The sequence below is a fragment of the Massilia sp. NP310 genome (genome assembly GCF_019443485.1).
In the GTDB taxonomy this organism is placed as follows: domain Bacteria; phylum Pseudomonadota; class Gammaproteobacteria; order Burkholderiales; family Burkholderiaceae_D; genus Telluria; species Telluria timonae.
Map to the genome: position 1 here is coordinate 1,437,458 of NZ_CP080379.1, position 19,064 is coordinate 1,456,521.

Below are 19,064 nucleotides of genomic sequence, written 5' to 3' on the forward strand. Positions count from 1 at the left end.
TCAAATAATGTCTGGTTCTGTCACGCGGCGGCAACGGCCGCCTGGCTGCGCGCGGGCAGCCGTACCTGCGCCACCAGGCCGCCTTCGGGATGGTTGCGCAGTTCCAGCTGGCCGTCGTGGGCCTCGATGATGCCGCGCGCGATGCCCAGCCCCAGGCCCATGCCGCCATCGTTGCGCTCGCGCCCATGGGCCAGCCGCACATAGGGATCGAACAGGCTGGCCAGCGCGTCCTCGGGCACGCCCGGCCCGTGGTCGCGCACCTCGACCACGACGCTGCCCGGCTCCTCGCGCACCGCGATCTCGGCCCGGGCGCCGTAGTACAGGGCGTTGTCGAGCAGGTTGCCCAAGGCGCGCTTGAGGGCCAGCGGCTTGCCGCGCACGTCGACGCCGGACGGCTGGTAAAGCACCTCGTGGCCGGCCAGCCGCGCGCTCCTGACCATCCGTCCCAGCAGCGCGTCGAGGCGGATCCGGGCCGGGTTCTCGTGGATGTCGCTGTCCTTCACGCACTGCAGCGCGCCCTTGACCATCATGTCCAGTTCATCCAGGTCTTCCTCGAAGTCGTTGCGCAAGGCCTCGTCGTCGAGCAGTTCGGCGCGCAGCTTGAGGCGCGTGATCGGCGTGCGCAGGTCGTGCGAGATCGAGATGAACAGGCGCTCGCGGTCCTCGATGTAGCGGGCGATCCGCTCGCGCATGGCCCCGAAGGCGCGCGCCGTGTTGACGAATTCGCGGCTGCCGGTTTCGGGCAGCGGCGCTCTGGCGTCGTCCTGGCCCTGGCCGACGGCGGCGGCGGCGTCGGACAGCGCGGCCAGCGGGCGCGTGATCGAGCGCACCACCAGCAGGCAAAGCAGCAGCACGACGGCCAGCGACAGCGCCTGGGGCATCAAGCGGTCCCAGCTGAACGGGTCGCTGCCGCTCAGGAAGTACGGGTTCGGCATCAGCGCCGCCAGGTATAGCCAGTTGCCCGGCTCGATCTCGGTCTGGATCACCAGGATCGGCGCCGGATCGGGCTGCAGCAGCAGCACGTGCTGGACCCAGGCGTTCGGCAAGTCTTCCAGGCGCACGTCGTGCTCGGCCACCACCAGCCGGTCGGGCCAGGCGAAGGCGAGCCGGAAGCCCGGCGAATTCGGCAGGTCGCTTCTCAGCGTGGCGGCCACCGTGGCGATCGCCTTGTCGGCCAGCGGATGCGGCGCGATCTGCTCGATCGGCACGTAGGCGTGGTTCAGGTTGACGAAGAAGCGCGTCCCGCCCATCTCGCGCAACTGCTGGATGATGAGCGCGCGATAGGCCGGCGGCAAGCTGCGAAAGAACCGGATCGCGCCGGCCGCGCTGTGCGCCACGTACCTGGCGGCCGACTGGGTCTCGACCTGCGACTTGTAGCGCAGCTGGCTGGCCCAGATCGCGCTGGCCGCCACCTGCGTGACGAGCAGGCCGGCCGCCATCACCAGCATCAGGCGTCCCAGCAGCGACGCCGGCAGCCAGCGCTGGAGCCGGCTATGCACTGGACACGCTGACGTCGGCCGAGAACACATAGCCGGCCCCGCGCACGGTCTTGATCAGCGCCGGCTGCTTGCCGTCGTCGTTCAGCCGCAGGCGCAGGCGGCTGACCTGGACATCGAGCGAGCGGTCGGTCGGCCCGACGTCGCGCCCGCGGGTTTCCTCGCACAGCAGGCCGCGGTCGAGGATGATGCCGGGGTGCTCGACGAAATACTTCAGCAGCTGGAAATCGAGCCCGGTCAGGGCCACCTGGACGCCGTCGGGATCGAGCACCTTGCGCTCCGTGAGGTCGAGCGTGAAGCCGACGAAGCGGTAATAGCGCGCGGCTGGCGCGTCCTGCGCCGAGCGGCGCAGGATCGCCTTGATGCGCGCCAGCAGCTCGCGCGGGCTGTAGGGCTTGGCGATGTAGTCGTCGGCGCCCAGCTCGAGGCCGACGATGCGGTCGGTCTCGTCCGAGCTGGCGGTGAGCATGATGATCGGCACGTTGGAGCGCTGGCGCACCTGGCGGCACAGCATGAAGCCGTCGGTATCGGGCAGCATCACGTCCAGGATCACCAGGCACAAATCCTCGAGCTGGGCCTGCAGCGCGGCCAGGAAGCTCTCGCCGTCATGCGACAGGATCACCTCGTACTGGTTCTTCTCCAGGTAGGTCTTGAGCAGTTCCCGGGTCTTCTGGTCATCGTCCACGATCAGTATCTTGCGCACCTGCCACTCCAAGAGGTTTAAGATTGAATAGCCGGAACAGCGCGCCGAGGCGGCGCTGCGCCTGGGACGGCGGCGCCCGGTCGTCCAGGAAGAAGCGGTGCACCTCGGCGATGACGGCGTCGCGGCTCGCTTCGTCCAGCGCCATGCGGTGCACCAGGCTGGGCGCCTGCACCGCCGCGCCGCGCGCGAATACGGTCCACGACTGGCGCGCGCAGCTGTCCATGGCGGCCGGGTCGGCGTCGCGCCGCACCGGCACGCCGCCCTTGAGCGCATTGAAGCCGGCCTGCACGCTTGGGGTCACCATCAGCCGCGCCATCCTTTCCTGGGCCGCCATCTGGCGGTAGTCGCCGGCGAACATGGCCAGCGTGTCGACGCTGTACAAGTGGTAACCGGCGGTGTCCGGCGCCGCGGCGCAGCCGAAGTCGCGGTCGGGCAGCGCCCTGAACTCGCTGAGCTCGGCCTTGGCCCAGTCGCCCATGATCATCATGCCGGCCTGGCCGCGCGCGAAACGGCGCACCACCTCGGGCCACGGGCGCTCGTCGATCTCGCCCTGCAGCCAGCCCTTGATGGTGCGCAGGCGCAGCAAGGCCTCGTGGGTGCGCCGGTCCGCCGCCGCGGCCGGGCTGCGCTGCACGAACAGTTCGCGGTAGAAGGCCGGCCCGCTCTCGGCCAGCACCAGGTTCTCGAACAGGGCGGCGACCTGCCAGGCCTCGCTGCTCTGGGCCAGCGGCGCCACGCCGGCCGCGCGCAGGCGCCGCGCCACGCCCTCGAACTGGCGCCAGGTGACGGGCGGCGTCAAGCCGAGGCGGGCGAACAGCGGGCGGTTGTAGTACAGGGTATTGACGCGATGGATGCCGAGCGGCGCGGCCACCACGTGGCGGCGGTGCACGACGAGCTGGCGGATGGTCGGGAACAGGAAGCCGGCCCAATCGTCAGAATCGGCGACCTTGTCGAGTTCGAGCAGCAGGCCCAGGTCGGCCCATTCGACGATCGACGGGCCGATCAGCTGGGTGACTTCGGGCGCATCGCCGGCCAGCACCCTGCCCTTGAGGACCTTGCCGGCGCCCAACCCGGCGCCGCCCGGGATGGCGGCGTCCCGCCAGGCGATGCCCTCGTCGGCCAGGCGCGCCGCCAGCAAGTCGGCGGCCTTGCGCTCGCTGGCCGAGGTCCACCAGTGCAGCACCTGCAGGCCGGGCCCGTCGGCGGATGGCGTGGCGGAAGAAGGGACGGCGGCGCAGGTGCAGGCCAGGGCCAACGCCCACCTCATGACACCAGGCCAGGCCACTTTCTTCATCGACGCCATCACCCACGATCCCGCTGAAAGCACCGACTATATCGCAAGGGCGGCCAGGGCGCTAGCGTCGCTCGATGGTGGCGACCTGGCCCATCCTGCCGTTGCGGTCGAAGGCGGCGGCGCGGATGGTGCCGCGCGCCGCGATCGGGCCGTTCACGACCGGGCTGCTCGCGCTGGGCGTGCTGCCATCGACGGTGTAGCGCAGCAGCATCCCGGGCAGGACGTGGTTCACCTTCACCTGTCCGCCCTCCTCGACCATCCCCGGCGGCGCGATCCGGTAAGCGACCTTCGAGCCGTCCAGGTCGAGGCGCGGCAGCACGCGCTGGCCAAGGGCGTTGACGAAGCCGGTCCAGGCGGCGCGCTGCAGCACGTCCGCCCTGGCCGGATCGCTTTCGCGCGCCCAGGCCGGGTCAGGCGCCCAGCCGCGCTCGGCCACCGCCACCAGGCGCGGCATCACCAGGTAGTCGATGCGGGCCGGGTCGCGCACGGTCTCGACGAACAGGTTGGCCTGCAGGCCGCGCACGCGGCGCTTGCCGTAGTCGGTCAGGCGGTCCTTGCCGATGCGCGCGCTTTCTGGCGCATTCCTGTTGATGTCGAGCGGGATGAAGTCGTGCACGGTGTCCAGCTCCACGTAGGCGCCCCAGTTCACGCCATGTTCGTCCGGATTGGCGTTGTGGGCCATGTCCATGTACATGCGCGTCACCGGCGTCAGGACGATGTCGTAGCCGGCGTTGGCCAGGCGGTAGGCCAGGTCTTCGTTGCCGGTGGTGTTGTTCCACACATAGGCCGAGAAGCCGCGTTCCGGGAAGCGCGGATTCGGGATCAGCTTGGGACGGCCGTCGAGCATCGTCTGGCGCGCGGCCAGCTCTTCCCAGCCCGACATGAACAGGCCGTGCTTGCGCAGGATGCCATCGACGCGGTCATAGAAATAATCCCACAGGTCGACCACGGTCTCCAGATTGTGCTTCTTCATCATGGCGGCGCTGACGGGCGACTTTTCCCAGGCGCCGTGGGCCAATTCGTCGCCGCCCATGTGGATGGTCGACAGCGGCACGCCGGCCTCGCGGTGCAGCTTGACGACCTCGTTCACCACGTGCTCGATGAAGGTGTAGCTCGATTCATGCCCCGGGTTGATCACGTTGTCGCCGAACAGCTGCGGCGAGTTGTATACCGAGCGGTCATCGAGGTCGTTGAGCAGGTATTTGGCGTAGTCCTTGTCGCCGGCCGCCTTCAGGCGGTGATAGCGCGACTCCATTGCCTGCACGGCGGCGCGCGCGTGGCCCGGCATCTCGATCTCGGGAATCACCTCGATATGGCGCGCCTGGGCGTAGCGCAGGATTTCCTTGTACTCGTCGCGCGTGAAGTAGCCGCTGCCGCTGGCGTCCTTCAGGTCGGGGCCGGAACCGTAGGCCGGCTGCAGGCGCACGCCGGGCCTGGCGGCGTGGCCGCGCACCGCACCGATGTCGGTCAGCTCGGGCAGGCCGGCGATCTCGAGGCGCCAGCCTTCGTCGTCGGTGAGGTGGAAGTGGAACTTGTTGAGCTTGAAGCGCGCCATCAGGTCGAGCCACTTGAACACGGTCTCCTTGCCGTGGAAGTTGCGCGATACGTCCAGCATGAAGCCGCGGTAGCCGAAACGCGGGGCGTCGACGATGGTCAGCTCGGGCAGCGCCGGCGACTTCGTCCCGGGCAACGGCATCAGGTCGCGCAGCGACTGCAGGCCGTGGGCGACGCCGGCCGCGCTGTTGCCGACGATGGCGATGCCGCCGTCGTCCGCCATCGTCAGGCGGTAGGCTTCGGGCGAGCTCTGGCCAGGCACGCTGGCCACGGAAAGGCGCAGCGAAGGACCGCCGCTGGCCGGCAGGTCTGCAGCGAACAAGGAGCGCGCCAGCGCCGCCTCATTGGCCAGCTCCGATGACGCCTCCACGTTTGGCTTGCCCTTGAGCGCCAGCGTGCCCTTCCCGGCATCGAGCTGCAATGGTGTCGGCAAGACCTTCGGCACGGCGGACGCGGGCAGCAGCGCGGCGCGCGCATTGCGCTGGTACGTATCCTGCGGGGTGACCAGCGAGTGCGGGCTGTCCTTGACGCCGGCCTGCGGCGCTTGCGCCAGCGGCACGACGCTGTAGGCGAGCGCGACGCCGGTATCCGGCGCAGCGTCGTACACCAGGTAGGGCCCTGAAGGCGCCTTCGAGGAGGTGTAGACCGAATCCGAGTGCTGGTAATCGAAGTCGACTGTCTGTCCCGGCGCCAGCCCCTTGAAGCCTGGGGCGGGATACAGGCGGAACAGGCCACCGGCGATCTGCTCGAGCAGGATGCCGTTCGATTGCGCGCCCTTGGGCATGCGGTCGATCGCATTGAAGTACAGCGACCAGCCGTGCGCCGGCAAGGCCCGGGTGTCGCGGTTGGTCAGGGTGAAGCGCGCCGGCGACGTCCCCTTGGGCAGCTGTGCGTCCGCCACGGGGCGCCGCAGCTCCCATTGCAGGTGCAGCCTGGCGCCGCTCGCCACGGCGCCGGCGGATGTCGCCGCCGCCTGTGCTTCCTGCGCCGTCGCCGGCGGCGCGAAGGCCATCATGACCGCCATCAGGGTCGACGCCACGGCGCCGCCAACCATCGTTGTCTTACCCAAGAGTGTCTCCTTATTGCGCCGATGCGCGCTCGTCCACATCATTTTTGCCCTGGTCGGCCTTGCTCGACCCTGTTCTGCAGCCTGACGGCGCCATCACCCGGCGCCAGGCTCCCGTTCAATACCTGCGAGGTCACTGCCCACATTTCGACTTCCATGCTCGGCTGGCCGCGATTGAGCACCTGGGCGTTAATCCGGATCGTCGACGCGCAGCGCTTGCGCCATTCGGCCATCTGCTTGGCCACCGGGTCGCGCACTGCGATCAGGTGGTGCGACAGCGTGAAAAAGCCGGTCAATCGGTTGGTGTACAGGTCGGCGAACTCCTGCGACCCGACCCAGGCGATGAATTTGTAGGCGTCTTCCTTGTTCTTCGAATGACGGTTCACGCCCAGCCCCAGGTCCATGTGGTCCGAGATATGACAGGCGGCGCCCTCACGGGGCAGCGGCGGCGGGAATACGCCCAGCGCGAGTCCGGGCGTGCGGCTGAAGTGCGCGATGTCCCACGAGCCGGCCGGATAGATCGCCGCGCCGCCCGATGCGAACCTGGCCTGGCTGGCCGCATAGGTCTGTCTTGCAGCGCCCGCCGGCAGGTAACGGCCCAGGCGCGCGGTGAAATCGAGCGCGTCGACATAGGGCCGGTCGGTAAGCCTGGCGCGCCCGGCGATCAGGGCCTTGCGCCCCTCTTCGCCGCGCCAGAAGTTCGGGCCGATGCTCGTGTAGACGATCTGGCTCGACTCCCACTGCTCGGCCGTTCCCAGCGCCAGCGGCGTCACCCCCGCCTCTTTCAGGACGTCGAGCACGCGAAAGAAATCGTCCACCGTGCGCGGCGGCTGCAGGTCGTGGCGCCGGAAGATGTCCTTGTTGTAGAAGAAGCCGTGGATGACGGAAGCCACCGGCATGCAGAAAGTATCCTTGCCGTCGTCGGTCTGCCAGGCCACCAGGCTCGATCGGTCGAAATTCTGCAGGCCCGGCCTGCCGTCCAGGCGCTCGAGGTGGCCGCTCTGATACAAGGCCAGGAACACGTCGAACGGCCGGCACGCGATCAGGTCGCCCGCCGTACCCCTGGCCAGGCGTGCGCCGACGGCCGCGTCGTAGCCGGTCGGCGCGGTCGGCGCGAACTTCACCGTGACGTCGGGATGGTGGCGTGCGAAGGCCGGCAACAGCACGTTTTCCCACAAGGCCTTGTCGTCCACACGCCAGCTCTCGATCACGAGTGTGCCAGCGCTTGCCGGCAGCGCCAGAGCCGCCAGCAGCGCGCCGAGCATGCCATTCAGGATCCCTCTCACCCGTGCTGTCCCGCCGCGCCACGCTTGGCCTTGGGCGCCGCGAACAGCCGCTCGATCTCTTCCAGCGACTTGCCGCGGGTCTCGGGCAGGAAGAAGGTGGCGGTGACGAAGTAGATGGCGGTGCAGGCGGCCCAGAACAGGAACATCATGTGATAGCCGAAGTTACCGACGATCGGCAGGAAGGCGCCGGCGATCAACGTGCCCGTCCCCTGGTTGATCAGCAGCGCCACGCCCATGCCCACCGACCGGATCCGGGTCGGCATCAGCTCGGACAGGGCCAGCCACACGCACACGCCGGGGCCGATCGAGAACGAGGCGATGAAGAAGGCGATGAACAGGGCCGCCAGCTGGCCGCTGCGCTCGTCCGGTGTGGGACCGACAGTGGCGCGCACGATCTCCAGAGGCACGCCGGCCGGCGCGCCCTTCGGCGGCTGCACCGACACGCGCTGGGCCATGTACACCCGGCGCGCGGCGTCGACCGTGGCGCGGGCCTCGGCCGGCAGGCTCGCGATCATCTGCTGGGCGGCATCCAGTGCCGACGCAGCGCCGCGGCCGGCCCAGGCGGCGCGTGCCGCCTCCAACAGCGCGCGCTGCTCGGGCGGCAAGGTCGCTGCCAGGGCCGCCTCGCGCGCCAGCACCGCCTGGGCTTCGGCGGTCGGCGTATAGGCTTCGGCGACCTGCTGCGCATCGCCGTACTGGTACAGGATCGTCAGCTGCGTCGGACCGCCGGCATTGCCCAGCTTCGCGTCGACCAAATTGAGATCGAGCGCATTATGACGTACCAGCGCCGCCACCTCGGCGTGCACGTCGACCCGCTGCGACTCGAAGCGGTGGAACAGCAGCGCCAGCAGGCATAGCGAGACCATGATGCCGGCGGTGCCGATCTTGAGCAGGAAGACGCGGCCCTTGCGTTCGACCAGCATGATGGCGCCGACCGTCATCACCATGTTCAGGATCTTGATCGCGGTGCCGTGGCTGGCCGCGCTCACCGGATCGAGGCCGGCATGCTGCAGGATGGTCGACATGAACTGCAGCAGCGAGTTGATGCCGGTCGCCTGGTTGCAGCCCAGGATCACGCAGGCCAGCACGAACGGCAGCACGTAGCGCCGCTCGGTCAGCATTTCGGTGAGCGCCGCACCGCGCGAGAGCTTCGGGCGCGCGCGTTCTTCGGCCAGCGAGGCCTGGATCTCGTCGGCTTCAAGCGCGCAGGCGCTGGCCGGCCGCAAGCGTCCCAGCACGGCACGCGCCTGGTCGGCGCGTCCCTGGCGCATCAGCCAGCGCGGCGACTCGGACACGAACAGGCAGCCGAGCAGGAACAGCGCGCCCGGATATACGACGGCCATGAACATGCTGCGCCAGGCATGGTCGGCGGCGGCCGTCGCGGCGGCGGCGTCGCTGCCGGCGGCCTGGATCGCCAACTCGGCATTGCCCAGGTAGTGGTTGCCGATGAAGGCGGCCAGCACGATGCCGGCCGTGAGGGCAAACTGGAACAGGGCGAGGCCGCGGCCGCGCCGGTCGGCCGGCAGGCATTCGGCCAGGTACAGCGGCACCACGACCGCGATCACGCCGCCGGACAGGCCCTGCAGCAGGCGCCCCAGCAACAGCGGCAGGAAGGATTGCGACAGGTAGATCACGGTGACGCTGCCGACGAACAGCAGCGCGCTCACCACCAGCATCGGCTTGCGTCCCAGCCAGTCGGCCAGCATGCCGGCCACCACGGAGCCGAGGATCGAGCCGGCCATCACGGCCGCCACCACCAGCGACAACTGGCCCTCGGTCAGGCTGGTGGCCCGGTGCAGATAGGGCAAGGCGGGATCGATGATCCCGATGTCGACCCCGTACAGCAGCCCGCCAAGGCCGCAGATCGCCGTCAGGAAGAACAGGTGCATGCGTTGTTTGTTGTGATTGGCCATTCCTTGCCTTCGCCTCGATCAATGCTTCTTGTTCCAGGAGCGCGGCCGCGCGGTCTCCGGCGCGCGGCTGCGTCCTCCCATCTACTGCTGCCAGAGATTACCAGGATGTACCTACCCGCAGTCCAAACATGCGCGGATCGTTATAGGACGCGAGCAGGAAGCGCTCGTCCGGACCGCCGATGCCGGCCCAGGTTTTGGCGCGCTTGTCGAAGGCGTTGCGCACGTACAGCTCCGCATACCAGGGGTAGCGGTCGCCGTCCGGACCGTTCAGGCGCAGCGAACCGTCCACCTGGGCATAGGCGCCCTGCACGCTCGACAGGTGGGCCTCGTCCAGGTTGCGCAGGTTGAAGAACATCTTGTCCTGCCAGCGCGCCTGGATCCACGGCGTCAGCATCCAGCCATTACTGAAGTGGAAGTCCTGCGAGAAGCTCAGGTTCATCGTGCGCGGCGGCGAGTACGGCAGCCGGTTGCCGACGACGTCGTAGGGACGCAGCTGCGACAGGGAGGTGTCGGGACCCGAGTAATAGTCCGGGCAAGGCGTGATCCCCTGGGCCAGGCGCGAGCCGCAACCCAAATCGTCGCTGAAGGTGTGGTAGGCGGCCACCTTGGCCGACAGCAGCGAAGCCGAATAGGTGATGCGGGCGTCGCGCCATGGGCGGTACTGGCCTTCGAGCTCGAGGCCCTTGATGTTGGCGCGGCCGATATTGCGGGTCGACCACCAGCTGATCACCGCGTTGCAGCCCGGGTTGTCGGCGGCGCACGGCCGCTTGTTCTGGCCGACCGTGTGCTGGCCCGTCATCTGCATGTCCTTGTAGCGGCTGTAGAACAGGGTGGCCGACAGGGTCAGGCGGTCGTCCAGCATCTTGCCCTTGTAGCCGAATTCCAGGTTGGTGACGGTCTCGGGGCTGTACGGCAAGAAGGAATACTGCGGGCCGCTCGGACCGGTGGCGCAGTCGTACGGCACGCCGTTCGGGTCCAGCATATTGCCGCACAGGTTGAAGCGGTCGTTGAAGCCGCCGGCCTTGTAGCCGGTCGACAGCGAGGTGTAGAACATGGTGCGGGTATCAAGCTGCCAGGTCAGGCCCAGGCGGCCGGTGGTCTTGCGCCAGGCATCCTTGTGGTTGCTGATCGAGGCCGCGGCCGGGAAGGCGCCGCTGCCGTAATAGGCGCCCATGCCCGGCAACAGCATGCTCGAATCGATGCCCTGCCAGCCCGGCGTGCCCGGCGCACCGGGCGTGTACAGGCCGTTGAAATAGTCGGTGCCGTAGGCTTCCCAGAACTGGCCGTTGGCGTCCTCGCGCTCGTCACGGCTTGCGCGCGCCCCGACGGTCAGCGTCCATTTGGGGATGAATTCCCAATCGGCCTGGGCGAAGACGGCTTTCGACTCCGAGATGCGGTGCGGCTGGTGGTAGAAGTTCGCGGTCGGGTAGCCATTGGGGCCGCCGCCGCGGAAGTCCTGGCCATAATCGAGGGTGTTCTTTTCCTTCATGTAGAACAGACCTGCCACGTAGCGCAGGCCGCCGAAGTTCTGGCGCAGCTGCAGCTCGTGCACGCTTGATGCGAATTTCGAGGCCAGCGTATAGGTGCCGTTGTCGTACACCGGCCAGCGGTCGCCGATAGCCCAGGCGGTGGCGTCCACGTCGGCCTCGATCGGGTGGTAGCCGCCGTCGCTGTCCTGCTGCTGGAAGCGGCGCTGGATCGCGTGCGCATAGCTGTACTCGACGTCCGTTTGCGCATTCACGTTCCACACCAGGTTCGAGCGCGCGGTGCGGATCGACATGTCGGTAATGCCCGGGATGTTGATCGCCACGCTGTACTTGCCGCCGGTGCAGGCATACGGCGTGCCGGCCGCCTGATCGCAATCCTTCATGGCGATGTCGCCGGCATCGTTGTTCTGGTAGTTCTCGAACGCCAGCAGCCATTGCAGATTGTTCGTCACCTTCCACAGGCCGGAGATGCGCGCCGCCCACTGGTCGCGGTTGGTGTAGTAGTCGCTCTTGTCGACGTCGCGATTCAGGCGCTGGTCGGTGTCGGGAATGCCGTCGGCGTAGAAGCCCTTGGACGGCATATCGACGTCGTAGTCGTCGCGGGTCTGGTCGATCCAGCCGTCGCGTTTGACGCCGCTGGCGGTGAGGCGCAGCGCGAAGCGGTCGTTGACCGGGATGTTCTGCACGACCGAGAGCTGGCGCTGGTTGTAGTTGCCCACGTCCAGCATCACGTTGCCCTCGTCGCTATCGAGGACCGGTTTGTTCGGGATGATGTTGATGCTGCCGCCGGTCGAGTTGCGGCCGAACAGCGTGCCCTGCGGGCCGCGCAGCACTTCCAGGCGGTCCAGGTCGAACAGCAGCGCCAGCGCGCCTTGCGGCCGCGGCGAATAGATGCCGGCGACGTGCAGGCCGACGGCCGGGTTGCCGATCTCGGTGAAGTCCGAGTTCGACACGCCGCGAATCGCGATCTGCACGCCCGAGCTACCGTCGACCGCACCGCCCAGCTGCAGGTTCGGGATGTCGCCGGTCAGCGCCTTGATGTTGACCACGCCCTTGCGGGTCAGCTCTTCCTGGGTCACGGCGGACACCGCGACCGGGGTCTTCAGGAGCGAGGTGCTGTAGCGGGTGGCGGTGACCATCACTTCCTGGATGGTGTCGGAAGCCGGCGGCGGGACTTGCGCTGCAGCTTCCTGCGCTGAAGCCCGCGCCGCCAGCAACGCCAGGGCGCCTGCGACGGCCGAACTGATCAAGGTCTTCCTGCGGTTCGATTCAAGCATGCTGTTTTCCTTTTGGTAGCGCGACGGTGATGCCGTCATCTCGATTGATCCCACCTGCCTGTGTGCTGCTGTCTATTCCACTTTCTTCGTTGCATGTTTTGACAGTAGCACCGTTACCAGGACAGGCCAAATGAGGCCACCGGATGCGTAGGAATACTCATAAGCACTTGATTTTTATGCGCTTTTACCTCAAGCGATAAGCTGGCGCTTACACTTCTTTACATTGCGCGGGATATTTCGTCGGGAAATCCCTGGCGCATCGGATTTCAGGCGAGACAAGTATTCAATTCCTTACAATTCATTACAGAGCGCTGTGCCGCAATTGCAACAACCGACTTACAGCTTGACGTAGATGCCGCGCCGGTCCATCGCCCACGCCACGATCCAGCAGGCCAGCATGTACCCGAGCGCGAACAGGAAGGACGCCAGGACCGGCTCGCTCCAGGGCAGGATCGCTTCCTGGTACAGCCACTGATACAGCGACATCCCGCCCACCCGCAGGCGTACCAGCGCCACCACGCCGAGCGTCGACAGCATGTAGATGAACAGCGTGTTCTTGCCGAACACGTCGAAGAACGACGTGCCGGCCCGCAGTCCTTTCATGTCGATGGCCCACACCAGCACGGCCAGCAGCACGAGATTCCAGCCGATGCTGACCACGACGTAGGAGCTGGTCCACAGCTTCTTGTTGATCGGGAAGGCGGCGTCCCAGCCGTGTGCGAACAGGATGCAGGCGGCGCCCGCCGCGAGCAGCGTCGTCACCGTCCGCAGGCTGCGGCCCGCGCGTTCGATCCAGGCGACGGCGAGGTAGCCGCCAAGGACGTTCACGATAGCCGGCAAGGTGCTCAGGATGCCTTCGGGGTCGAAGGGAATGCCGTCGCCCGTGTACATGTGCGAGGCGCCCAGCACGGCCAGGTCGAGCGTGCGCACGGCGTTGCCCGCCAGGGTATAGTCACCGAACTGCCACAGCACCCACCAGTAGCCGAGCAGCAGGACCGCGCCGGCGACCAGCGCGCCGCGCACGCCGCCGTAGCGCACGACCAGGGCCGCGATCAGGTAGCACAGGCCGATGCGCTGCAGGACGCCCATGATGCGCACCTCGCCGAAAGGGATGAAGGCGCCGTCGGGCGTGAAGAACGGGAACCAGTACAGCAGGAAGCCGCACAGGAAGATCAGCAGGCCGCGTCGGAACACGGTCCGCATGAAGCGGCCGTCCTCCATGCTCCCCAGCTTCTTCATGCTCAGCCTCAGTGCGCAGCCGACCACGAACAGGAAGGAAGGGAACACCAGATCGGTCAGGGTGTAGCCATGCCATGGCGCGTGCACCAGCGGCGCATATTGCGCGCCCCAGCTGCCGGGCGTGTTCACGACGATCATCAGGGCCAGGGTCAGGCCGCGCAGGACGTCGATCGAGAGATTGCGGGAGGTGGTCGAAGGGGGCATCGGCGGGTTTCCATTTGACATGACGGATTCACCCTAGCATGGCGCAACACCCTGCCGCAACGCCCTGCCCGGCGTCGGAGAACTGAGCCCAAGTCATTGATTCGACAGGAATTTACCCTTTCGAGCCCGAACCCGGGCCTTACACTTCTTTACAAGGACGGTCTTTCCGGCCGGTTAACGAAAAACGGCGCCGCCAGCACCCGTCGATCTGACGAATGCCGACGGCGCCGCCGTCCGGTGCCGGATCAGTGCTTGGTATCGCCCTTGTCCGCCGTGTGCAGCTCGTGCTCCTTGACCAGCTTGCGCACCTTCGCTACGTCAGCCGCGCCGACCGGCGAAGCCTGGTTGCCCCAGCTGTTGCGAACGAAGGTCACCAGCTGCGCGGTCTCTTCATCCGACAGACGCCATGCGAAGCCCGGCATGCCCAGGTCCGACGGCGCCGTGTGGGTCGACGGCAGGCGCGCGCCGGCCAGGATCACGCGGATCAGCGAGGTCGGATCTTCCTGCAGCACGGTCGGATTGCCCGGCAGCGCAGGGAACACGTCGCCGGCCGCCTTGCCGTCCACGCGGTGGCAGGCCGCGCAGTTGTCCAGGTAGAGCTGGACGCCGCGTTCGCTGTCGTTGCCCTGCATGATCTTCTGCACGGTGGCGTCGCTGGCGGCGAAGGTGGCCTTCTTGTTGCCGCTCTCCGGCAGGCTCTTGATGTAGAGCGCCATCGCCATCAGGTCGGCATCAAGCATGTTCTGGGTGCTGTGCTTGACCACGTCCTGCATCGGCTCGCCCAGCACGCCCGAGTGCTTGTTACGGGCGGTCTTGAGCGTGTCGACGATGTCCTGCGCCGTCCAGTTGCCCATGCCGTCGACCTTGTCGCCGCGCAGGTTGACCGCCAGCCAGCCATCGATCAGCGGACCGCCGGCCAGGTATTCCGGACCGGATTCGTCCAGCGCCAGTTCGTTGAGCGTCGCCGCACGCGGGGTGTGGCAGCTGCCGCAGTGGCCCAGGCTCTGCACCAGGTAGGCGCCGCGGGCGATCTTCTGGTCGGCGTACTTCGTCAGGTCCATCGGGCCCTGCACCGGCACGAAGGTCTTGCGCCAGATGCCCAGCGGCCAGCGCATCGACAGCGGCCAGCTGATCTCGTTGTCGCGGTTGGCCTGCTTGACCGGCTCGACGCCGTGCATGAAGTAGGCGTACAGCGCGCGCATGTCGTCGTCGCTCATGCGGGCATACGACGGGAACGGCATCGCCGGATACAGGGTGCCGCCGCTCGGCACGATGCCGTGGCGGACCGCACGATCGAAATCGTCCAGCGAGTAGTTGCCGATGCCGGTTTCCTTGTCCGGCGTGACGTTGGTCGCGTACATATTGCCGATCGGCGACTGGATCACGCGGCCGCCGGCGAACTCCTTGCCGCCCGGCGCCGTGTGGCAGGCGATACAGTCGGACGCGGTGGCGACGTAGCGGCCCTTCTCGATCAGGCCGGCGTCAGGCTTGGCGCCATTGGCCAGATTGGCGAGCTGCGGACCCGGTTCGATCTTGCGGGTCTCGGTCGGTGCCACGGCATAGCCATAGGCGCCGGCAAGGACCACCGCGCCGGCGATGGCGAGACCGAGGACGATTTTCTTGACAGGTTTTTGTTTGGTCATGTGTTCGTCCTCTTATGCCTGCACCAGCGGGCCCGGGTTCTTGATGTACTGTTCCCGGATCGCTTTCGCGCACCAGTAGGCCAGCGCGCCGACCATGCCGGTCGGGTTGTAGCCGTTGTTCTGCGGGAAGGCGTTGGCGCCCGGCGCGAACACGTTCGGCACATCCCACGACTGCAGGTACTTGTTCAGGGCCGAGGTCTTCGGATTGGCGCCCATGATCGCGCCGCCGACCGTGTGCGTGCTCTGGTACTGGTTGATGTTGTAGTGCGTGCCCGGTTTCTTGGCATCGCCCTTGGTCGCCAGCGGATTCAGGACCTTGCACATCTCCTGCGCCTTGTCGACCAGGTAGGCCGATGCCGCGATCTCGTTGTCATGCCAGTCGAAGGTCATGCGCAGCAGCGGACGGCCGAAGGCATCCTTGTAGTTCGGATCCAGGTCCAGGTAGGCGTCGTCGTAGGCCATGCACGAACCCTGCACTTCGTAGTAGAACGAGTGACGCATCGCGTCCTTGGCGCCCTTCTTCCAGTCGCTGCCCCAGTTCGGCACGCCCGGCGCGGTGGCGATGCCGCGCACCGGACCGCCGCCTGGCTGGCGCGCCCAGATCACGCCGCCGCCGACGAAGCCCGACTTGGTCGGATCGTTGCGGTTGCCGTTCAGGTCGTCGAAGGTGGTGCCGCCGCCGCCGATGCCCATGAACTGGTTGGCGTGCACGTTCTTGTCGAAGAACAGCGAGACGCGGTTCAGGTTCTGGTACGAGTAGTTCTTGCCGACGGTGCCAGTCTTGGTTACCGGGTCGTAGGCCGGGCCGATCTTCGACACCAGCATCAGGTGCACGTTATACAGCGAGAATGCGCCCAGGATGACGATGTCCGCCGGCTGTTCGCATTCCTGGCCGCCAGCGTCCAGGTAGTTCACGCCGGTGGCCATCTTGCCGTCCGCCGTCAGGTTCACCTTCAGCACCTGGGCCAGCGTGCGCATCTCGAAATTCTTGCGGCCACGCAGCACCGGGAAGATGTTGATGTTCGGGCTGGCCTTCGAGTAGTTCAGGCAGCCGTAGTCCGAGCAGAAGCCGCAGAAGTTGCACGGGCCCATCTGGCAGCCGTACGGGTTGACATAGCTGGCCGAGGTGTTCGAGGCCGGGATCGGGAACGGGTGGTAACCCATTTCGCGCGCCGCCTTGTAGAACATTTCGCCGCCCAGGTAGTCCGGGTTCGGTCCCAGCGGGTATTCGCGCGAACGCGAGCCTTCGAACGGGTTGCCGCCTTCGACCACCTTGCCGTTCAACACGCCAGCCTTGCCCGAGGTGCCGCACACGTATTCGAAGTGCGAGAAATGCGGCTCCAGCTCTTCATAGGTGATCGGGAAATCCTGGATCGACATGCCTTCCGGCATGATTTTCTTGCCGTAGCGCTGCTCCATCGTGCTGCGCAGGTTGAAGTCTTCCGGCAGCGCACGGAAGTGCACGCCCGACCAGTGCGAACCCGCGCCGCCCACGCCGGTGCCCGGCTTGAACGAACCCATGCGGCGCTTCGGCACCGCCACGGTGTTCAGGTTGTGACGGATCGTCACGGTCTCTTGCGCCAGCGACTGCAGGTATTTGCGGTGCACCGAGCCTTCGAGCTCGTCGATCACGCGCGGATAGGCGAAGTCGGTCTGCGTGTCGCGGTCCGGGCCGCGTTCCAGGATGACCACGTTCAGGCCAGCGTCCGTCAATTCCTTGGCCATGATGGCGCCGACCCAGCCGGCGCCGACGATGACCACGTCTTTTTTCTCTTTTACGATTGCCATATTCTCTTATCCCCTCCGTCCAGCCAGGTCCACCGGTCCCAGCGGATACGGTTTGTCGCGAATCTTCACCCACTCCAGGTAGTCGCCCCGCATGCCGGGGTAACCGATCATCTTCCAGGCGCCCATGTCCTTGTTGCCGCCGTGGCTAGGATCGGAGAAGTAGCCGGCGCGGGTCTCGGCCAGGAAGTCGGCGAAGAAGGTCTTCGACGAGATGTCGGCGAGCTTGATCTTGCCGCCTTCGAGTTCCTTGAGGACGGATTCCTGCATGCGCACGTCGAGGTCGGCGAAGGCCTTGCCCGAGTAGGTCTTGGCGCAATAGGCATCCACGTTGGCGATGCCGACGCGGATGATGTCCTTCAGCGCCAGCTTGCCCTGGTAACCGAACTCCGAGGTCGCTTCCAGGAACGGTCCCTGCATGTACCAGATGCTGCCGGATGCATACGGCGACTGCATGTGGCGATCGATGAACTCGGGCACGCCCAGTTCGACGGCGCCGGGGCCGTGCTCGTCATGCGGAATCAGGCGATCGACCGCGGCGATCACGAATTTCCATTCCTTCGCGTTGAAGAACTTGGGCGTGTAGGGATTCGGCTTGCCTTTCGGTGCTGCGGTGGCGGTGGCATTGGCGTTGGGCAGACCCTGATGGATGGCTGCCGCCGCTGCGCCCGCGCCCATGGGCACGAACACCAGGCTCTTGATGAGGCGCCGCCGCGATGGGGATTGCTGATCGTCGGACATGAAGTCTCTCTCTCAATGTGAAGAATGTATTTTGTATGCAAAATGCAAGATACATAGTACCAACAACCGCCCTACTATGCCAAATCGAAATATTGGTGATCAATAATTTCCGCAAAAAAAAATTTGAGACGCAAAAGGGTTGAGCGCGAGTAACAGCGCAAGTTAAAACGACCGCCAAGCACATTGGTGCTGCAACCCGCAGTTACACACCACAAGCCTCGTGCAGGTGCTAGAATGGCTATTTCGAAAGTTCAGAAGTTTTAGAATGTTCTGATTTTACGGTTCGGTCGACAGCGGTAGCCTGCTTTGACGGACCCTAGCCAGCGCTTCGGCACGCGCCCATCCGCTGTTCGCGGGCGCGAAAGCGAGGTGGAGAGATCGGACGCCAAACCAGCCGCACGCCATGTGCGCATTCGGAAGGCACTGTCGCGCAGCGTCGGGCCTGAAACTTGGTCACCCTGCCCTCATGTGGATGGGGCCTTCGGGCGCTGCGGTCGCTTGTTGCGCAAATGAAACGTCCGCGCCGTGTCCGCCATGCGACACGGGTTGACCGGTTCACGAGGTTAAGCCTGGTTTCAACAATGCAAATACGCCTGAATGATAGAATTCCTCCAAAATTATGGAAGTGGAGACATTGATGCAAAACTCGGAAGTTGTACCGGCCGCGGAGCCCGGCGTCGCCGCGCCCTCCCTTCCAAAGCTCGCGCGGCAACACCTGCATGAAACAGTGGTGTCCCACCTGCGCCGGCTGATCGTCGAATCCGTCTTTCCGCCCGGGACGAAGCTCAACGAACGGGAGCTGTGCGAAACCATGGGCATTTCGCGCACACCGCTGCGCGAAGCCCTGAAGGCGCTGGCCGCGGAGGGCCTGATCGAGATCTCGCCGAACCGCGGCGCCTCGGTCTACAAGATGTCGCAGCAAGAAGTATGGGAAACCTTCGAGTTCGTCAGCGGTCTCGAAGCCCTCGCGGGCGAACACGCGTGCGCACGGATCACGCCCGAGGAAGTCGCCGAGATCCGGGCGCTGCACGATGCGATGCTGACCTGCCGCGAACAGGGAGACCTGCCCGGCTACTACAGCCGCAACCAGGCGATCCACAACAAGATCTCCGAAGCGGCGCGCAACTCGGTGCTGCACCATACCTACCTGAACATGAACCGGCGGCTGCAATCGCTGCGCCTCAAGTCGAACATCAAGCCGGAGAAATGGGACCAGGCGATCGAAGAACATCGCCAGATGATGGAGGCGCTCGAGGCGCGCGACGGCAAGCGCCTGGCGGCGATCCTGTCGCTTCACTTGCTGGACAAGCGCAATTCGGTGATGGAGATGGTGGACGACGCCGCGCCATTGCGCAAGGTGTCCTGACCTTCGCGCT

The 19,064-nt window shown here is 66.3% G+C and carries 12 protein-coding genes; 1 reads left to right on the top strand and 11 read right to left on the bottom strand.

Translation table 11 applies throughout. The features are described 5' to 3' along the window. Positions 1-20: 20 nt before the first annotated feature. The 11 genes from KY496_RS06420 to KY496_RS06470 form a co-directional block, all read right to left on the bottom strand. Entirely contained in the window at positions 21-1,529 is a 1,509-nt protein-coding gene (locus KY496_RS06420; protein ID WP_219864259.1) for an ATP-binding protein, read from the bottom strand. Then, on the bottom strand, positions 1,492-2,199 hold the full coding sequence (locus KY496_RS06425) for a response regulator (RefSeq protein WP_219864260.1): 708 nt from the start codon (positions 2,197-2,199) through the stop codon (positions 1,492-1,494). The genes KY496_RS06420 and KY496_RS06425 overlap by 38 nt, the downstream gene beginning before the upstream one ends. After that, positions 2,171-3,466, bottom strand: a complete 1,296-nt coding sequence (locus KY496_RS06430; protein WP_229520447.1) for an ABC transporter substrate-binding protein — start codon at positions 3,464-3,466, stop codon at positions 2,171-2,173. Before KY496_RS06430 ends, KY496_RS06425 begins: the two co-directional genes overlap by 29 nt. 88 nt (positions 3,467-3,554) lie before the next feature. Beyond that, complete coding sequence (locus tag KY496_RS06435; RefSeq protein WP_229520448.1) at positions 3,555-6,116, bottom strand: family 20 glycosylhydrolase; 2,562 nt, start codon at positions 6,114-6,116, stop codon at positions 3,555-3,557. 38 nt (positions 6,117-6,154) lie between these two features. Continuing rightward, positions 6,155-7,399 carry an ABC transporter substrate-binding protein gene (locus tag KY496_RS06440; protein ID WP_373889473.1) on the bottom strand — a complete coding sequence of 415 codons (1,245 nt, stop codon included), beginning with the start codon at positions 7,397-7,399 and terminating at the stop codon, positions 6,155-6,157. After that, positions 7,396-9,312, bottom strand: a complete 1,917-nt coding sequence (locus KY496_RS27060) for an MFS transporter (RefSeq protein WP_229520449.1) — start codon at positions 9,310-9,312, stop codon at positions 7,396-7,398. Before KY496_RS27060 ends, KY496_RS06440 begins: the two co-directional genes overlap by 4 nt. A 97-nt stretch (positions 9,313-9,409) precedes the next feature. Then, entirely contained in the window at positions 9,410-12,076 is a 2,667-nt protein-coding gene (locus tag KY496_RS06450; RefSeq protein ID WP_219864262.1) for a TonB-dependent receptor, read from the bottom strand. 336 nt (positions 12,077-12,412) lie between these two features. After that, positions 12,413-13,519 (bottom strand): acyltransferase family protein, encoded by a 1,107-nt coding sequence (locus KY496_RS06455; protein WP_219864263.1) that lies wholly within the window; start codon positions 13,517-13,519, stop codon positions 12,413-12,415. Between the two features lie 245 nt (positions 13,520-13,764). Continuing rightward, the gene (locus tag KY496_RS06460) at positions 13,765-15,162 is read right to left on the bottom strand and encodes a cytochrome c (protein ID WP_219864264.1); all 1,398 of its coding nucleotides are present in this window, start codon (positions 15,160-15,162) and stop codon (positions 13,765-13,767) included. Positions 15,163-15,174: 12 nt separating this feature from the next. Beyond that, positions 15,175-16,950: a GMC family oxidoreductase gene (locus tag KY496_RS06465; protein ID WP_005670458.1), complete on the bottom strand. Its 1,776-nt coding sequence runs from the start codon at positions 16,948-16,950 to the stop codon at positions 15,175-15,177. A 6-nt stretch (positions 16,951-16,956) separates the two neighbouring features. Further along, complete coding sequence (locus KY496_RS06470) at positions 16,957-17,688, bottom strand: gluconate 2-dehydrogenase subunit 3 family protein (RefSeq protein WP_219864265.1); 732 nt, start codon at positions 17,686-17,688, stop codon at positions 16,957-16,959. 637 nt (positions 17,689-18,325) lie between these two features. On the opposite strand from KY496_RS06470, the gene KY496_RS06475 reads away from it, so the two are divergent. Beyond that, positions 18,326-19,054 (top strand): GntR family transcriptional regulator, encoded by a 729-nt coding sequence (locus KY496_RS06475; protein WP_219864266.1) that lies wholly within the window; start codon positions 18,326-18,328, stop codon positions 19,052-19,054. The last annotated feature ends 10 nt before the right edge of the window (positions 19,055-19,064 follow it).